Raw genomic sequence first — 14,785 nt, forward strand, 5'->3', positions numbered from 1 at the left:
GGTCCATTCTCGCAGCGCCCCGGGGCGACCGGAGTAGCGTGGCCCCCATGAGCCTCACGGTGCAGAACGAGCCCGACGCGTCCCGGTACGCGCTCTACAAGGACGGCGAGCGCATCGGCGTCGCCGAGTACGACCTCCGGGACGACGCGATCGTCTTCACCCACACCGAGGTCGACCCGGAGAAGCGCGAGAAGGGGATGGCGTCGACGCTCGTGCAGACGGCGCTCGACGACGTGCGCGACAACTCCGAGCGACGCGTGATCGCCTCCTGCCCCTACGTGCGGAGCTGGATCAGCGAGCACCCCGAGTACGACGCCCTGCAACGGCGGTAGCCCGGCCGTCGTCGTCGACCGCGCGGCCCTCGGCCCGCTGGCCGTTGCCCTGGGAGCCGACGTCGATCGTGATCTTGCCGCCCTCCCAGACGCCCTTCTCCCCGTCGCCGGGAAGCGGGGCGGGCGCCGGCAGGAACGACTGGCGGTCGAGCTCCTGCTGGGCCTCGTGACGGGTGGGCGCGAAGATCTCGTCGAACGATCCGCCGATGGCGCCGCTCATCGTCCCCGAGCCGCGCTGCGCCTTGTTGGAGAGGTCGATCCAGCCGAGCTTCACCGCCACGACGATCACCGCGACGAGCGCCACGACGACGCCGACGACCCACCAATTCACCCCTCGATGGTACCGGAGGGTCGCCGCACACCCTGTGGACGCACAGGAAGCACCAAGGGTGCGCCGCTCTCCGGGTGCAGGATGACGTCGACCGGATACGCGTACACGTCGGCCAGCCGGTCGGCCGTGAGGACCTCCTCCGGCGTCCCCTCGGCGACCACTCGACCGTCGCTCAGGAGGACGACCCGGTCGGCGTAGGCGGCCGCGAGATTGAGGTCGTGCAGCACGGCAAGAACGGCGCAACCGGCGCGCGCCAGCTCGGCCGCGAGGGTGAGCACCTGCTCCTGGTGGCCGAGGTCGAGCGCGTCGGTCGGCTCGTCGAGCAGGACGATCGGGCAGCGCTGCGCGAGCACCCGCGCCAGCGAGACGCGGGCGAGCTCGCCGCCCGAGAGCGTGGTGACATCGCGGTCGGCGAGGTGGGCGGTGGAGGTGCGCTCGAGCGCGTCCGCGATGATCGCGGCGTCGTCGTCGCTCTGCGGCGTGCGCGCCCAGGGCATGCGGCCCATCGCGACGACCTCGCGCACCGGGTAGGAGAACGAGACGCCCTTCTGCTGCAGGAGCACGGCGCGCAGCCTCCCGAGCTCCCCGACCTTCACGGTGCGGGCATCCCGCCCGTCGATCAGGGCGGTGCCCGACTCGGGTGCGGTGTCCCCGGCGAGCACGCCGAGCGCGGTGGACTTGCCGGCACCGTTCGGCCCGATGAGCGCGACCAACTCGCCGGCGCGGACCGCGAGGTCGACGCCGTCGAGGATGCGGCGGCCGGCGATCGTCACGCCGACGCCGCGCAGCTCGGCTCCCGCGGTGGTGGCGACGGCGGTCCCGGTGACGGCGCTCATGCGCTCTCCCCCGCCGCGACGGTGCGCCGCAGCAGCACGAAGAAGACGGGACCGCCGACGAGCGCCGTGAACATCCCGATCGGGAGGTCGGCGAACGGGATGGCCGTGCGGGCCACGACGTCGGCGACCGAGATCAGCAGTGCGCCGCCGAGAGCGCTCGCGGGGAGCAGGGCGCCGTGGCCGGGCCCGATCAGCAGGCGCAGCAGGTGCGGCACGATCAGGCCGACGAACGCGATGATCCCGGCGAACGACACGGCCACCGCGGTCAGCAGGGCGACAAGGAGGATGGAGACCAGCCGCACGCGCTCGACCGGCACCCCGAGGTGGCGGGCGCTGCGGTCGCCGAGCGCCAGCGCATCCAGCCGCCGCGACATCAGGCACGCGCAGAGCACACCGACGATCAGCAGCGGGAGGGTCACCCCGACCGCGGACCAGGTCGCGCCGTTGAGGGAGCCCAGCTGCCAGAACATGATCTGCTCGCGGCTGGCGGTGTCGGCGAGGAAGACGAAGAGGGCGATCACCGCGTTGGCGATCGCGTTCACGGCGATGCCGGTGAGCACGAGCATGAGCACGCGGGTGCGGCCGCGCGCGCGGGCGAGCACGTACACGAGCACGGTGGTGATCACACCGGAGATGAACGCCGCGGCCGGGACCGTGGCGGCGCCGAAGGTCTGCAGGCCGAAGACGATCGCGGCGCAGGCCCCGACCGCGGCGCCCGCCGAGACGCCGACGACCGCGGGCTCGGCGAGCGGGTTGGCGAACACGCCCTGCATCAGCGCGCCCGCGACGCCGAGCGCGGCGCCCACGATCAGGCCGAGCACGATGCGCGGGAAGCGGACGTTCCAGAGCGCTCCGTCGGCATAGGCGTCGGCGGGCGCGGTGGGCGCGAGTCCCAGCCGGCGCGCGAACGAGGCGAAGATCTCGGCCGGCGACAGCGAGAACTGCCCGAGTGCGGACGAGGTCAGCACGACGGCCAGAAGCAGCACGATCATCGAGCCGATGACGAGCGCGCGCCTCCCTCGCGCCCGGGTCACCGCAGCGACGGCGACCCGGTCGGCGCGGGAGGCGCGACCCGCCCGTTCGGTGCGGGTGGCCTGCGCGGTCATCCCGTCGCCCCGGGCCGGTACAGCGCGTCGGCGAGCGAGCGCAGCACAGCGGGAGTGGTCGGGCCGAAGGAGAGGATCTGCCCGTCGGACATGTCGACGATGCGGCGGTGCTGGCCCGCGAGCGTGTCCGCGACACCGGGCCGCTTCAGGAGGCCGTCGACGCCGCCCGTGGACTCCAGCCCGTCGGTCATCATCAGGAAGACGTCGGGGTTGGTCGCCAGCAGTGCCTCGCTGTTCGCGGGTTTCGCGCCGGTGATGCCCGCCGCGGTCGCCACGTCCACGGCTCCGACGCCGGAGATCAGATCGTCGGCGCCCATCCCCTTGCCGAAGAGGAAGAACACGCCGGCCGTGCCACGCACGTAGAGGAACGCGACGCGCAGCTTGTCGGCGTCGGATTCCGGGGCGAGCTTCGCGATGTCGGCCTTCGCCGTCACGAGCTCCTCGTCGGTGCGCTTCACCAGCTTGTCGCCGACGGCGTCGAGGCCGACCGCGTGCGCGACCGCCTTCGTCTGCGCGCCGATGGTGGCGATGCTGCGCTTGGGGTCGAAGAACACGACGGGCACGCCGGAGGCGCGGAGCTGGTCCTGCACCTCGCGCGGGCCGAGGGTCGTGTCGGTGAGCACGAGCGTCGGGCGCAGGGCGAGGATCGCCTCGCCGTTCAGCTCGTGGCCGTTCTGGGTGACCAGCGGGAGGTCCTTCATCACGTCGAGCGTGTTGGAGGAGCCGCGGCCGACCAGTTTGTCGCCGAGACCGAGCCCGACGACCGTCTCGGCGAGGGTGCCGTAGATGTCGAGGGCCAGGATGCGGCTGGTGTCGGTGACGGTCACGGAGGTGCCGGACGCGTCGGTGACGGTGACCGGCAGCGACGGCTTCGGTTTCTTCTCGACCGGCTCGATCTCGGCGATGGAGGCGGCGGTCGACGGACCGGTGATGGTGCGCGGATCGGGCAGCGCCTTCCCCGTGGCGGTCGCAGAAGCCGAAGGGCTCGCGGTCGTCGGTTTGGCGGCGGGCGCGCCGGCCGCGCACCCCGTCAGGACCGCCACGAGGGCGGCGACGGCGACGGCGCGGGCGGCGCGCATCCGGGTGGTGCGGGAACGCCCATGGGCGGCGCCGGAAGCGCCGCCCATGGTCTTCGTGCCTGTCGAGGTCACACGGCCTCCACGTCCGCGCGCGCGGCCCGGCGGCGCACGACCGCCACCGCGGCGATGCCCGCGAGGATCAGCAGGCCGCCGAACAGCGGAGCCGAACCCGATCCGGTGCTGCCTGTCGAGGCCAGGCCCGAGGTCGTGGTGCTGTCGCACGCCACCTCGGCGCCGAGCGGGAACCGGAACGAGATCGGGTCGAGCGCCTCTCCGGCGTCGTAGAACCCGGCGAAGGCCTTCGCGCCGTCCGCGGTCAGCGCGGTGGCCGCGCCGTCCACCGAGAACGTCGAGCCGGATGCCGTCCCGCCGCCGAGCGCGATCGTCGCGAAGGAGACGCCCGAGTAGTCGCTCGGCTTGCCCGCCATGTCGGTGGAGTGCACGTCGGCGATGAGCGTCGCCTGGGTCGGGCTGGTGACGCGGATCGCGAGGTTCGAGAGCACCAGGTTCAGCACCCCGTCGTGTCCCGTGAACGAGACCGAGCCGGAGTACCGCACGAGACCGCGGGTCTCATCCGGGTTGAAGGTGCCCTTGCCGCCGCTCCAGCCGTACTGGCCGCCGGCGTAGGTGACGCCGGCGAGGGTCCACGAGCCGTTCGCGATGCCGCCGCTGATGTAGTTGCGGAAGCTGGTCTTCACTCCCCAGTTCAGCGACGCGTCGCTCACGGCGCGGGCCACGCAGGTCGGCTGCGCCGCGGCGACGGGGGCCGGGGCCTCCGGGGTCACGACGGCGGCCGGGGCGATGACGACGTTCACCTGCGGCGAGACGGTCGGGGTGAACAGGCTCGGGTCGTCCGGCGTGAAGCTGGCCGAGAAGGCGTGCGTGCCGGAGGTCAGGCCGGGTACGCGAGCGCTCACCGAGGACGAGCTCGCAGCGAGGGCGGCGAAGGCCGTCACGCCGGCGACGGGAGCGGACACATCCGGGACCAGCCGAAGGCCGCTGGCGACGACCTTGCCGTTGTCCAGGATGCTGATCGTGCCATCGGCCGCCGGCGTGACGCGCACGGTGACGTCGACCGGGTCACCGGCGTTGCCGGTGCTGCCCGAGGTGGTCAGGGTGATCGTCGGCGTGATGGCGGTGCCGGCCGCGGCGTAGGTCACGGGAGTGATGGTGTTCTGCGACGTGTCCGCGATGCCCTGACCGTGCGCCTTCGAGGTGTAGAGCGCATAGGCCGGGATGGCCGTGCTCGCGGCGGGCACCGTGATGGCGACGGAGAAGGTCCCGTCGGCGTTCAGCGGGGCGGTACGGGTCGTCCCCGTGGGTACCGACGGGTTGCCGACGGCGATCCAGACGGTCTCGCTCGGGATGAGCTTGGCCGAGTCCGCGTAGAAGCCGCCGAGGCCTGCCGGGCCCAGGCCCAGGTAGATGCCGGGTGCCGTCGTGGAGAAGCCGCTTCCCGTGACGGTGATGGTGCCGCCGCCGGCCGGGACCTGCGGGACGTTCACGGTCGGGACACCCGCCGGGTTCACGGTGACGGTCACCGCCGCCGACCTCGACGGCTCAGCGAGGGTCGCGTCGGTCGGCGTGAAGGTCGCGGTGATGGCGTGGGAGCCGATCGACAGTGCGCTCGTGCTCAGCGACGCGACGGTGCCCGACACCGTCGCGGTGCCGAGGGAGGCGGTCCCATCGAAGAACTCGACCGATCCCGCCGTCGGGGGCGCCACGGTGGCCGTGAGAGTGACGGACGTTCCCACGGTGAGGCTGGAGGCGCTGCTCGTGACCGCCACCGCCGTCAGAGCCGGCGCCGCGAAGGTGATGGGCGTGTACGTGTCCTGGCTGCGGTCGGCCGAGCCGTGCGCGGCGAATGTGTAGACGCCGCACTCGACGGCGGCGCAGTCGACCGTCGCGCCGTTCGAGCTGAACACGCGCTTGAGCCCCGAGAGGCCGATCGTGAACGAGCCGTCGGCGTTGATCTTCGCGCCGTAGGTGCCGGCCGTGGTCGCCCACTTGACGCCCTGGTAGTACTTCGCGTTCGTGGACCAGTCCGCGTTGTCCTTGGCCGACTTCGGTCCGACGCCGATGTAGAAGCCGGGGCCGGTGGTGGCGAATCCGGTGCCGTTGACGGTCACGGAGCCGGCCGCCGGGTCGAGCCCGCTGGTGGGGCTGAGGACGACGGCGGGGGTGGCGACAGCGGTGACGGTCACCGTGGTGGCCGGAGCGGTCGACGGTGCCGCGACGGTCGCATCCGTCGGCGTGAAGACCGCGGTGATCTGGTGCGGTCCGACCGCGAGGGCGCTCGTGTCGAGGGTGGCGGTCGTGCCGCTGCTGATCGAGGAGGTGCCGAGGGAGGTGGTGCCGTCGAAGAACTCGACGGAGCCCACGGCGGCCGGCGACACAGTGGCCGTCAGCGTGACGGATGTCCCGGTGACGACGGAGGAGGCGGAGCTCGAGACCGAGAGCGACGTCGCCGTCGGAGCGGCGAACGCGATCGGCGTGTAGGTGTCCTGGCTGCGGTCGGCGGAGCCGTGCGCGGCGAAGGTGTAGACGCCGCACTCGACGGCGGCGCAGTCGACGCTGGTGCCGTTGGAGGTGAAGACGCGCTTGAGCTTGGTGAGCGCGATCGAGATCGAGCCGTCGGCGTTGATCTTCGCGCCGTAGGTTCCGGCCGTCGTGGCCCACTTGACGCCCTGGTAGTAGGCGGCGCTCACGAACCAGTCGGCGTTGTCCTTGGCCGACTTCGGGCCTACGCCGACGTAGAAGCCGGTGCCGGTCGTCGAGAAGCCGGTCCCGTTCACCGTCACCGTGCCCGCGGCGGGGTCGACGTCGGTGGAGGGGCTGACGGTGACGGAGGGTCCGGTCGGCTGCGGCGTGGCGTTCACCGTGACAGTTGTCGCCGAGGAGGTCGAGCCGGTGTGCGTCGCGGTGTCCGCCGGAGCGAAGACGGCGGTGATGCTGTGCGATCCGACCGTCAGCGCGCTGGTCGTCAGCGAGGCGGTGCCGTCGGCGACGGGCTTGGTGCCGAGTTCGGTCGAGCCCTCGGAGAAGGTGATCGTGCCGTCGGCGGCGGGGCTGACGGTCGCGGTCAGCGTGACGGCGGCGCCCTCCTCGACGCTCGAGGCATCGCTGGTGAGCGTCACCGAGGTCGTCGTGGGCTCGGGAGCCGCGTAGGTGAGGGCCGTGATCGTGTTCTGCGACGGGTCGGCGAAGCCCTGCCCGTGCGCCTTCGACGTGTAGATCGCGTACGCGGGCGTCTCGGCGGTGGCGGCCGGGACGGTTAGCTTCACCGTGAAGGTGCCGTCCTCCGCCATCGGCTCCTGCCGCGCGGTGCCGGTGGGGACCTGCTCGTTGCCGGGAGCGATCCAGACCGTCTCGGTCGGCAGCAGGCTGGAGGCGCCCTGGTAGAAGCCGCCCAGTCCGGCCGGGCCGACGGCGAGGTAGATGCCGGGGGCGGTCGCAGCGAAGCCGCTGCCCGTCACGGTGATCGTGCCGCCGGCGGCGGGCACCTCCGGAGCGGAGACGGCGGGGCCGGCGGCCATCGCCGGCGCGGCGCCGATGGCGCTCAGGCCGGCGGCCGCAAGCAGGGTCGCGAGGGCGGCGGCGAGGACCCGGCGCGCACGGCGCGGACCGTGCGGCCTCTCGCGATCGAGGGCTGGCGAAGCAGTTCGGGACGCTGTCATGGCACTCCTGGCAGCGGTCGGCACGGGCCGATCCGCAGCGATCTGTGAGGGTGAGGTTTAGGTAAGGCTCAGCTAACTAAGCCATGCCTAACCTAACAGAACCCTCAGGCGCGAATGCAAGTGGCCCACACGAAAAAACCCGTATGCCGGTGAGGGCATACGGGTTTCTCTCAGGTCGCGGGAGGCTCACGGCACGCGGTAGAGCCACTCGTCCGTGCCGAACTTCTCCTCGACCAGGCGCTCGGCCTCCGCGTACTCCTCGTCGGTGAGGTCGCCCTCCGTCGCGCCGTACAGGCTCGTGAAGGTCTGCTTCATCCGGTCGATGATCTCGGCCCGGCTCAGGCCGGTCTGGCTGCGCAGCGGGTCGACGCGCTTGGCCGCGCTGGTGATGCCCTTGTCGCTGATCTTCTCGCGGCCGATGCGGAGCACCTCCGTCATCTTCTGGCCGTCCATGTCGTAGCTCATGGTCACGTGGTGCAGCACTGCGCCCGAGCCGAGACGCTTCTGCGCGGCGCCGCCGATCTTGCCCGACGGGCTCGTGATGTCGTTGAGCGGCTGGTAGACGGCGTCGATGCCGAGCGACTTCAGGGCCACGATCGCCCACTCGTCGAGGAAGGCGTAGCTGTCGGCGAAGCTCATCCCCTGCACCAGGTCGGCCGGCGCGTAGATCGAGTAGGTGACGACCGAGCCGGCCTCCATGAACATCGCGCCGCCTCCCGTGATGCGGCGCACGACCTGGATGCCGTACTTCTCGGCGTTCTCGGGATCGACCTCGTTCTTCACCGACTGGAAGCTGCCGATGACGACGGCGGGCTGGTCCCACTCCCAGATGCGCAGCGTCGGGCCGCGGCGGCCATCGCCGACCTCGTTCGTGAGCACCTCGTCGAGCGCCAGGTGCATCAGGGGCGAGACGGCCTTGGCGTGCACGATCTCCCACGGGTAGTCGCGCCAGCTCGTCGCCTTGGCGAGCGCGCGGCGGATCGCCACCGCGACCGCGTCCGGCGAGAAGCCGAGAAGGCTGGCGCCCTCGGGCAGCGCATCCTTGACGGTCGCGGCGATCGTCTTGGCGTCGGACTCGGCGGGGAGGCCGTTCACCGCGGCGTCGATGGCCTCCAGGGCCGTGTCGGGCTCGAGGAAGAAGTCGCCGGCGAGCCGGAATCCGCTGATCCGCCCGTCCACGACCTCCAGGTCGACCACCACGAGCTTGCCGCCGGGAACCTTGTACTCACCATGCATGCCCCCAGCCTAAGTCCGCCGGGGCCGCCCTCGTCGAGTGGTCGAAAAGTCTGCCGTCTCGGCGAATCGGCGTGCAGTTCTCGCCGCCTCGGCGACGCCGTCAGGCGCGGGCGGGGAAGCGGTCGCCGAGCCAGGCGGTCAGGTCGGCGATGACCTCGGCGCGGTTCGTCTCGTTGAAGACCTCGTGGCGGGCGCCCGGGTAGACGATCGTGGTGACGTCCGTGAGTCCCGAGCGGTCGCGGTAGGCGCGCTCCAGCTTGCGCGCGGACGCCTCCCCGCCGAGCGGGTCGTCCGCGCCCACCTGGATCAGCAGCGGGAGGTCGCGGGCGAGGTGCCGCGCGGGCCGCCCGAGCAGCCGCGCCGCGTCCGCCATCCCGAAGAGCTTCTGCAGCGGCGTCAGGGTCGTGAGCGGGTCGTCGACGAACTCCTGCGCCACCGTCGGGTCGCGGCTCAGCCATTCCGCGCCGGTGGTGCCGAGGTGGGCGTGCCGCTTGTTGAGGTCGCCGCTGTTCATCGAGCCGACCATCCGATACGCGGTGCCGGTGAGCACGGCGGCGTCGTAGTCGTCGCTGTGCCGGTTCAGGATGATCTGCCCGATCAGCGAGCCCCAGCTGTGCCCGAGGTACACCAGCGGCAGGTCCGGGTTCTCCCCGCGGATCAGGCCGCTGAACTGCCGCACGTCGCGGATCGCCGCGCGCAGGCCGCCCGGCCCGAGCCGGCCGATCTGCGAGGCGTCGCCGCCCCACTGCTCCATGCCGGTGCGCCCGTGCCCGCGGTGGTCGTCGGCGTAGACCGCGTATCCGAGGCTCGCGAGGTGGTCCGCGAGCGGGCGGTAGCGGGCCGCGTGCTCACCCACCCCGTGCGCGATCTGCACCGCGGCGCGGGCCGGGCCCTGGGCCGGGTACACGTCGTAGTGGATCCGGATGCCGTCGTCGTCGGTGAAGGTCGCCACGCGCCCATTCTCCTGTACGCGCAGATCGGACGGGATTTGTTTAGCAAGCCTAAATTGCTAGGCTAAGTATTCATGGCATCCTCTCGTCTCTCGACGCACGACCTCAGCAGCGCGCTGCGGATCTCCGTCGCACGTCTCTCGCGCCGTCTGCGCGCGGAGAAGGAGGACGACGAGCTGAGCGACTCCCAGACCTCGACGCTCGCCTTCCTGGTGCGCGAGGGCTCCGGGACGATCGGCCGGCTCAGCGAGCACGAGCGCGTCACCCCGCCGTCGATGAACCGGATCGTCAACCACCTCGAGCAGGCGGGCTACGTCGAGCGCACCTCCGACGCGGAGGACGGCCGCAAGGTCGTCGTCGTGCCGACCGACGCCGGTCGCGCACTCATCGCCGAGACGCGCCGCCGTCGCGACGCCTGGCTGCACCTGCGGCTGCGCGAGCTCTCCCCCGAGCAACGCGCCGTGCTGGCCGAGGCCGCCGCCATCATGCGAGAGGTCGCCGACTCGTGAGCGCGATGTTCCGTTCGCTCGCCGGCGTCAACTACCGCATCTGGGCCGGCGGGGCCCTGGTCTCCAATGTCGGCACGTGGATGCAGCGCACCGCGCAGGACTGGATCGTCCTGACCCAGCTGACCCACAACAACGCCGCAGCCGTCGGTTTCGTCATGGCCCTGCAGTTCGGGCCGCAGCTGCTCCTCCTGCCGGTGACGGGATGGGCGGCCGACCACCTCGACCGCCGCAAGCTGCTCATGGCGACGCAGGGGGCGATGGGCGTCCTGGGTCTGGGGCTCGGCCTCCTGACCGTCACCGGTGTCGTGCAGCTCTGGCACGTGTACGTGTTTGCCCTGCTGCTCGGCGTGGTGGCGGCGTTCGACGCCCCAGCGCGGCAGACCTTCGTCTCCGAGCTCGTGGCGGGCCCTAACCTCTCCAACGCGGTCGCCCTCAATTCGGCCTCGTTCAACGCGGCGCGACTCCTCGGTCCGGCGGTCGCCGGCCTCCTGACCGCCGCCGTCGGCGCCGGCTGGGTCTTCCTCATCAACGCCGGGACGTTCGCCGCGGTCCTGATCTCCCTGATGACGCTGCGGCGCGAGCAGCTCTACCGCACCGAGCGGGCGAAGCGGACGCGCGGCGGACTCGTCGAGGGCTTCCGGTACGTCCGCAGGCGTCCCGACATCATGGTCATCCTCATCATGGTGTTCCTCATCGGCACCTTCGGCCTCAACTTCCCCATCTTCATCTCCACCATGTCGGTGACGGTGTTCCACCAGGGCGCAGGCGAGTACGGCATCCTGTCGTCCGTCATGGCGATCGGCTCGGTGGTCGGGGCCCTGCTCTCGGCCCGGCGGGAACGTCCGCGGGTCGCGCTGCTGTTCGCCGGCGCCGCGCTGTTCGGCGCGGGGTGCACCATCGCCGCCGTGATGCCGACCTACTGGCTGTTCGCGATCGCCCTCATCCTGATCGGCGTCTCGTCGCAGACCCTGATGACCACCGCGAACGGCACCGTGCAGATGACGACAGACCCGATGCTGCGCGGCCGGGTCATGGCCATCTACATGGCGATCTTCATGGGCGGCACCCCGGTCGGTGCGCCGATCGTCGGCTGGGTGGCCGACACCTTCGGGCCGCGCTGGGCGATGGGGGTCGGCGGGGCGAGCGGGTTCGCGGCCGCCCTGGTCGGCGTCTTCTACCTCGTGAAGTACCGCGGCCTCCGCGTGCGGTTCACCGGGATGCGCCCGCACGTCACCGTGAACGCGCGCGAAGAGCTGCGCGAGGAGCTCGCCGACACCGAGGCCACCGCCACCCGCACCTCCTGAAACGCCGAAGTTCACGAAGTGGCGCCCATTCGCGCCGGAATGAGCGCCACGTCGTGAACCTCGACGACCGGAAAGTCACCCCTTGACCGAGCCGGCGGCCAGGCCCTTCATGACGCGCTGGTTCAGGAAGAGGTACAGCAGCAGGGTGCCGAAGATGCTGACGCAGATCGCCGCGAACAGCGGACCGTACTGGACCGCGCCGTACTGGCCCGTGAAGTTCAGCAGGCCGACCTGGATGGTGCGCAGGTTCTCGCTGTTCGTGAAGGTCAGCGCGATGAGCAGGTCGTTCCAGAGGAAGAAGAACTGCACGAGCGCCACGGTGAAGATCGCGTTGCGCACGACGGGCACCCCGATCGACCAGAACTGCCGGATCACACCGGCCCCGTCCAGGGTCGCGGCCTCGAACATCTCACGCGGGACCGCACGGAAGTAGGTGGCCACCATGAACACGGTCAGCGGCAGTCCCGACGCCACGTAGGTGATGATCAGCGGCCAGAGGGTCCCGGTCAGCTGGAGGTTGAAGTAGATGGAGAACAGCGGCAGCAGCACCATCTGCCCCGGCACCATGATGCCGGCGAGGAAGAGGAGGAGTACCGTCCCCCGTCCCTTCCACACCAGGACCTCGAGCGCGAACGCGGCCGCGACGCCCAGCAGCAGCATGATGAACAGCGCCGGGAAAACGGTCAGCACGCTGTTGAGGATGTACTGGCCGAGGTTTCCTGTCGTGAACGCGCTGACGTAGTTCGAGACGTCCCAATTGGCGGGCAGCGTCCAGAACGGGTCGTTGAGGAACTCGTTCTGGGTTTTGAACGACCCGAGCAGAATCCACACCAGGGGATAGATCTCGACGATGAGGAGCAGTCCGATGAGGATGTTCATCGGCAGGCGGCGCAGGAAGCGCCCGGGCGTTCCGCGCTCCTGGGCGGGGCGCTTGAAACTGACGTCGTGGTCGAGTTCGTCGGTGACGGCGGTCATGGGGTCAACCCTTCGTCAGGTCGCGTCGGGAGCCGCGGAAGATGAAGACGGTCACGATCAGGCAGAGGATGGTCAGCATCAACGCGATGGTCGAGCCGTACCCGTAATCGCCGTAGGTGAACGAAGTCTGGAACATGTAGAGAGTCAACGGCGTGGTGGCGTTGCCCGGCCCTCCATTCGTCAACGCGACGACGGAGTCGAAGACTTTCAGCGTGCCGTTGATGGAGAAGATGATCGAGGAGAGCAGCACCGGCGCCGACAGGGGCAGCACGATGTTCCGCACGAGTGACCAGCGGCCGGCTCCGTCGAGCCGGGCCGACTCGATGATCTCGTCGGGGATGTCGACCACGCCGGCGAACAGCAGCACCGCGTAGAAGCCCATCGACCGCCAGATGTCCATGATGATGAGCACCCAGAACGCACTGTCGGCGTGGCCCAGGAAGTCGGTGCCCGTACCGCCGAACGCCTGGAGGAGCGCGTTGGCCGGTCCGGGCTGCGGGGTGAGCTGGAACATCCGCTGGAAGAGCAGTGAGACCGCGACCGTCGGCAGGACGACCGGGAAGAAGACGACCGTCCGCACGAATCCGGACGCGCGCTTGAGGAAGAACACGTAGAGCAGCGCGAGCAGGTAGCCGACGGCGACCTGGCCGATCGTGACGATCAGCGCGTACTTGAGGGTGAACCCGAGGGCGTTCCACGCGTTCGGGTCGGTGAAGAAGGTCTGGAAGTTCTTCAGGCCGGCGAACGTGAAGCCCTGGATGAGGCCGCCCGAGAAGAACGTGTACCCGAACGACCAGAAGATCGGGATGAGGGTGATCGCCGTGTAGAAGAGCAGCGCGGGGCCGACCAGCAGGAGGATCGTGCGTTTGCTCGCGAGCGCAGAGTTCATGGTGCGGTTGCTTTCTCGTAGGACGGGATGCGGCGGACGGGGTTCCGCCGCATCCCGCCGAGCGGGCTACTGGCCGAGAGCGGTCTGGACCTGCTGCATGAAGTCGGCGCCGGAGAGCGAGCCGTTGCCGAGCGATCCGCCATTGGTCTGGCTGGCGGTGGTGGCCTTGGAGCTGAAGAGCGCCTCGAACCAGAGCACGGCCGACTTCGAGTTGTTCACCGTGTCCTGAACGCCCTTGGTGAGCGCCGAGACGTCCGAGTGGTCCTTGCTGAGCTTGAAGCCCGAGACGACGCCCGACTTCGAGAGCACCTCGTCGCCGTAGCCCTGCGCGATGCACTTGAGCCACGCGGCAGAGCCGTCGTTATAGGCCGCCTTGCTCATCATGAGCGGCTGGCCGACGTTCGCGGGGGTCTGGTCGACGCTGCCCTTACCGCCGGAGACGGCCGGGAACGGCATGAACCCGATGTTGTCGGCGCCGATCTGGTTCTGGGTCTTGTCGTTGAAGGCGGACACGATCCAGGAGCCCATGTAGAACATCGCGGCCTTGCCCGTCAGGAACTGGTTGGTCGCACCGTTGTAGTCGGTGGAGGCGACCCCGGCTCCGAACGCTCCGGCCTTGCCGAGCTTCGAGACCTCGTCGGCGGCCTTCACGTAGTCCGCGTCGGTCAGCTTGGCCTTGCCGTCGGCGACGGCCTGCATCGCGTCCGGCCCGAGGTCGCGGAAGATGTAGGCGCCGACCAGGCGGGTGATCGGCCAGCCGTCCTTGCCGTCGCCGGCGAAGGGCTGGATGCCCTTGGCGAGGAGCTTGTCGCTCGCGGCGGTCAGCTCGTCCCAGGTGCCGGGGACGTCGATCCCGTTGTCCGTGAAGATCGTCTTGTTGTACCAGATGCCCTCGATGTTGAGCTCGTTGGGCAGGGCGTAGCTGTCCTTCTGGCCGTAGAGCTTCTGCATGGTGGAGGAGGCGATCGGGAGGATCGCGTCGTCCAGCCCGTCCTTCTTCAGCTCGGCCGAGATGTCGACCAGCTTGCCGCCGGAGATGAACTGCTTGGCGAGGTCGGGCGTGCCGGGGCTGACGAACAGGCTCGGGAGGGCGTTCTGGCCTGCGAGCAGCTGGAGCTTCTGATCGTGCTGGGTCTGGTCGTCGGCGTCCGACTTGATCGGCGCCGCCTTCTGCGCCGCCTCGCAGGTGCCGGTGCTCAGCGCCTTGAGGGTGTCGTTCGGCGTGGTGTTGCTGGTGAGGCCGAGGGTGGTGAAGTCGCCGCCCTTGCTGGCTCCTCCCCCGCTCGAGCAGGCGGTCAGAGCGAGGGCTCCGGCCGCGAGGACGGCGCCGATGACGGCGATCCGCCGGTGGCGTCGGGTTGCTGTGATCACTTTTCCTCCTTGAAAAGGGTCGCGTCCGGAGTCGCGAACGTGATTAGAACGTTTCAACGGGTATGAAAGCACAAGCTTCCGCGCAGTGTCAACAGCTCGGACCCTCGGTGTATCCGAATCGTGACCCCGACTGGCGCTTTTGTCTTGAAACGTTCTAAGGTGGCCGGAAACCACCACTCGAGGAGGAGTA

Annotated in this window: 13 protein-coding genes; 3 read left to right on the forward strand and 10 right to left on the reverse strand. The window is 70.1% G+C overall.

What is annotated here, in order from left to right; all coding sequences use genetic code 11:
- Positions 1 to 47 precede the first annotated feature (47 nt).
- Positions 48 to 332 carry a GNAT family N-acetyltransferase gene (locus tag FHX33_RS10210; RefSeq protein WP_021754519.1) on the forward strand — a complete coding sequence of 95 codons (285 nt, stop codon included), beginning with the start codon at positions 48 to 50 and terminating at the stop codon, positions 330 to 332.
- On the opposite strand, the gene FHX33_RS10215 is transcribed toward FHX33_RS10210, so the two are convergent.
- From FHX33_RS10215 to FHX33_RS10245, 7 genes are all read right to left on the reverse strand, one after another.
- Positions 292 to 663 (reverse strand): hypothetical protein, encoded by a 372-nt coding sequence (locus tag FHX33_RS10215; RefSeq protein ID WP_021754521.1) that lies wholly within the window; start codon positions 661 to 663, stop codon positions 292 to 294. The two genes, FHX33_RS10210 and FHX33_RS10215, sit on opposite strands and share 41 nt — an antisense overlap.
- Positions 660 to 1,499 (reverse strand): heme ABC transporter ATP-binding protein, encoded by an 840-nt coding sequence (locus tag FHX33_RS10220; protein WP_183428467.1) that lies wholly within the window; start codon positions 1,497 to 1,499, stop codon positions 660 to 662. Before FHX33_RS10220 ends, FHX33_RS10215 begins: the two co-directional genes overlap by 4 nt.
- Entirely contained in the window at positions 1,496 to 2,605 is a 1,110-nt protein-coding gene (locus tag FHX33_RS10225; protein WP_183428468.1) for a FecCD family ABC transporter permease, read from the reverse strand. The genes FHX33_RS10220 and FHX33_RS10225 overlap by 4 nt, the downstream gene beginning before the upstream one ends.
- Positions 2,602 to 3,756 carry a heme/hemin ABC transporter substrate-binding protein gene (locus FHX33_RS10230; RefSeq protein WP_338092022.1) on the reverse strand — a complete coding sequence of 385 codons (1,155 nt, stop codon included), beginning with the start codon at positions 3,754 to 3,756 and terminating at the stop codon, positions 2,602 to 2,604. Before FHX33_RS10230 ends, FHX33_RS10225 begins: the two co-directional genes overlap by 4 nt.
- Positions 3,753 to 7,361 carry an HtaA domain-containing protein gene (locus tag FHX33_RS10235; protein WP_183428469.1) on the reverse strand — a complete coding sequence of 1,203 codons (3,609 nt, stop codon included), beginning with the start codon at positions 7,359 to 7,361 and terminating at the stop codon, positions 3,753 to 3,755. The genes FHX33_RS10230 and FHX33_RS10235 overlap by 4 nt, the downstream gene beginning before the upstream one ends.
- A 186-nt stretch (positions 7,362 to 7,547) precedes the next feature.
- Complete coding sequence (locus tag FHX33_RS10240) at positions 7,548 to 8,597, reverse strand: lipoate-protein ligase LplAB (protein WP_021765505.1); 1,050 nt, start codon at positions 8,595 to 8,597, stop codon at positions 7,548 to 7,550.
- A 100-nt stretch (positions 8,598 to 8,697) separates the two neighbouring features.
- Positions 8,698 to 9,549, reverse strand: coding sequence for an alpha/beta hydrolase (locus FHX33_RS10245; RefSeq protein ID WP_338092023.1), 852 nt, complete (start codon positions 9,547 to 9,549; stop codon positions 8,698 to 8,700).
- Between the two features lie 72 nt (positions 9,550 to 9,621).
- Here FHX33_RS10245 and FHX33_RS10250 point away from each other — a divergent pair, with 72 nt between their 5' ends.
- Both FHX33_RS10250 and FHX33_RS10255 read left to right on the forward strand, forming a co-directional pair.
- Positions 9,622 to 10,056: a MarR family winged helix-turn-helix transcriptional regulator gene (locus FHX33_RS10250; RefSeq protein ID WP_021763057.1), complete on the forward strand. Its 435-nt coding sequence runs from the start codon at positions 9,622 to 9,624 to the stop codon at positions 10,054 to 10,056.
- Between the two features lie 5 nt (positions 10,057 to 10,061).
- Positions 10,062 to 11,360 carry an MFS transporter gene (locus FHX33_RS10255; protein ID WP_021763058.1) on the forward strand — a complete coding sequence of 433 codons (1,299 nt, stop codon included), beginning with the start codon at positions 10,062 to 10,064 and terminating at the stop codon, positions 11,358 to 11,360.
- Positions 11,361 to 11,435: 75 nt separating this feature from the next.
- Here FHX33_RS10255 and FHX33_RS10260 read toward each other — a convergent pair whose 3' ends face one another.
- The 3 genes from FHX33_RS10260 to FHX33_RS10270 form a co-directional block, all read right to left on the reverse strand.
- Complete coding sequence (locus tag FHX33_RS10260) at positions 11,436 to 12,335, reverse strand: carbohydrate ABC transporter permease (protein ID WP_021763059.1); 900 nt, start codon at positions 12,333 to 12,335, stop codon at positions 11,436 to 11,438.
- A 4-nt stretch (positions 12,336 to 12,339) separates the two neighbouring features.
- Positions 12,340 to 13,224: a carbohydrate ABC transporter permease gene (locus FHX33_RS10265; RefSeq protein ID WP_021763060.1), complete on the reverse strand. Its 885-nt coding sequence runs from the start codon at positions 13,222 to 13,224 to the stop codon at positions 12,340 to 12,342.
- Positions 13,225 to 13,290: 66 nt separating this feature from the next.
- On the reverse strand, positions 13,291 to 14,595 hold the full coding sequence (locus FHX33_RS10270) for an ABC transporter substrate-binding protein (RefSeq protein WP_021763061.1): 1,305 nt from the start codon (positions 14,593 to 14,595) through the stop codon (positions 13,291 to 13,293).
- Between the last annotated feature and the right edge of the window lie 190 nt (positions 14,596 to 14,785).

This window comes from Leifsonia aquatica, assembly GCF_014190775.1.
Taxonomy (GTDB): Bacteria; Actinomycetota; Actinomycetes; order Actinomycetales; family Microbacteriaceae; genus Leifsonia; species Leifsonia aquatica.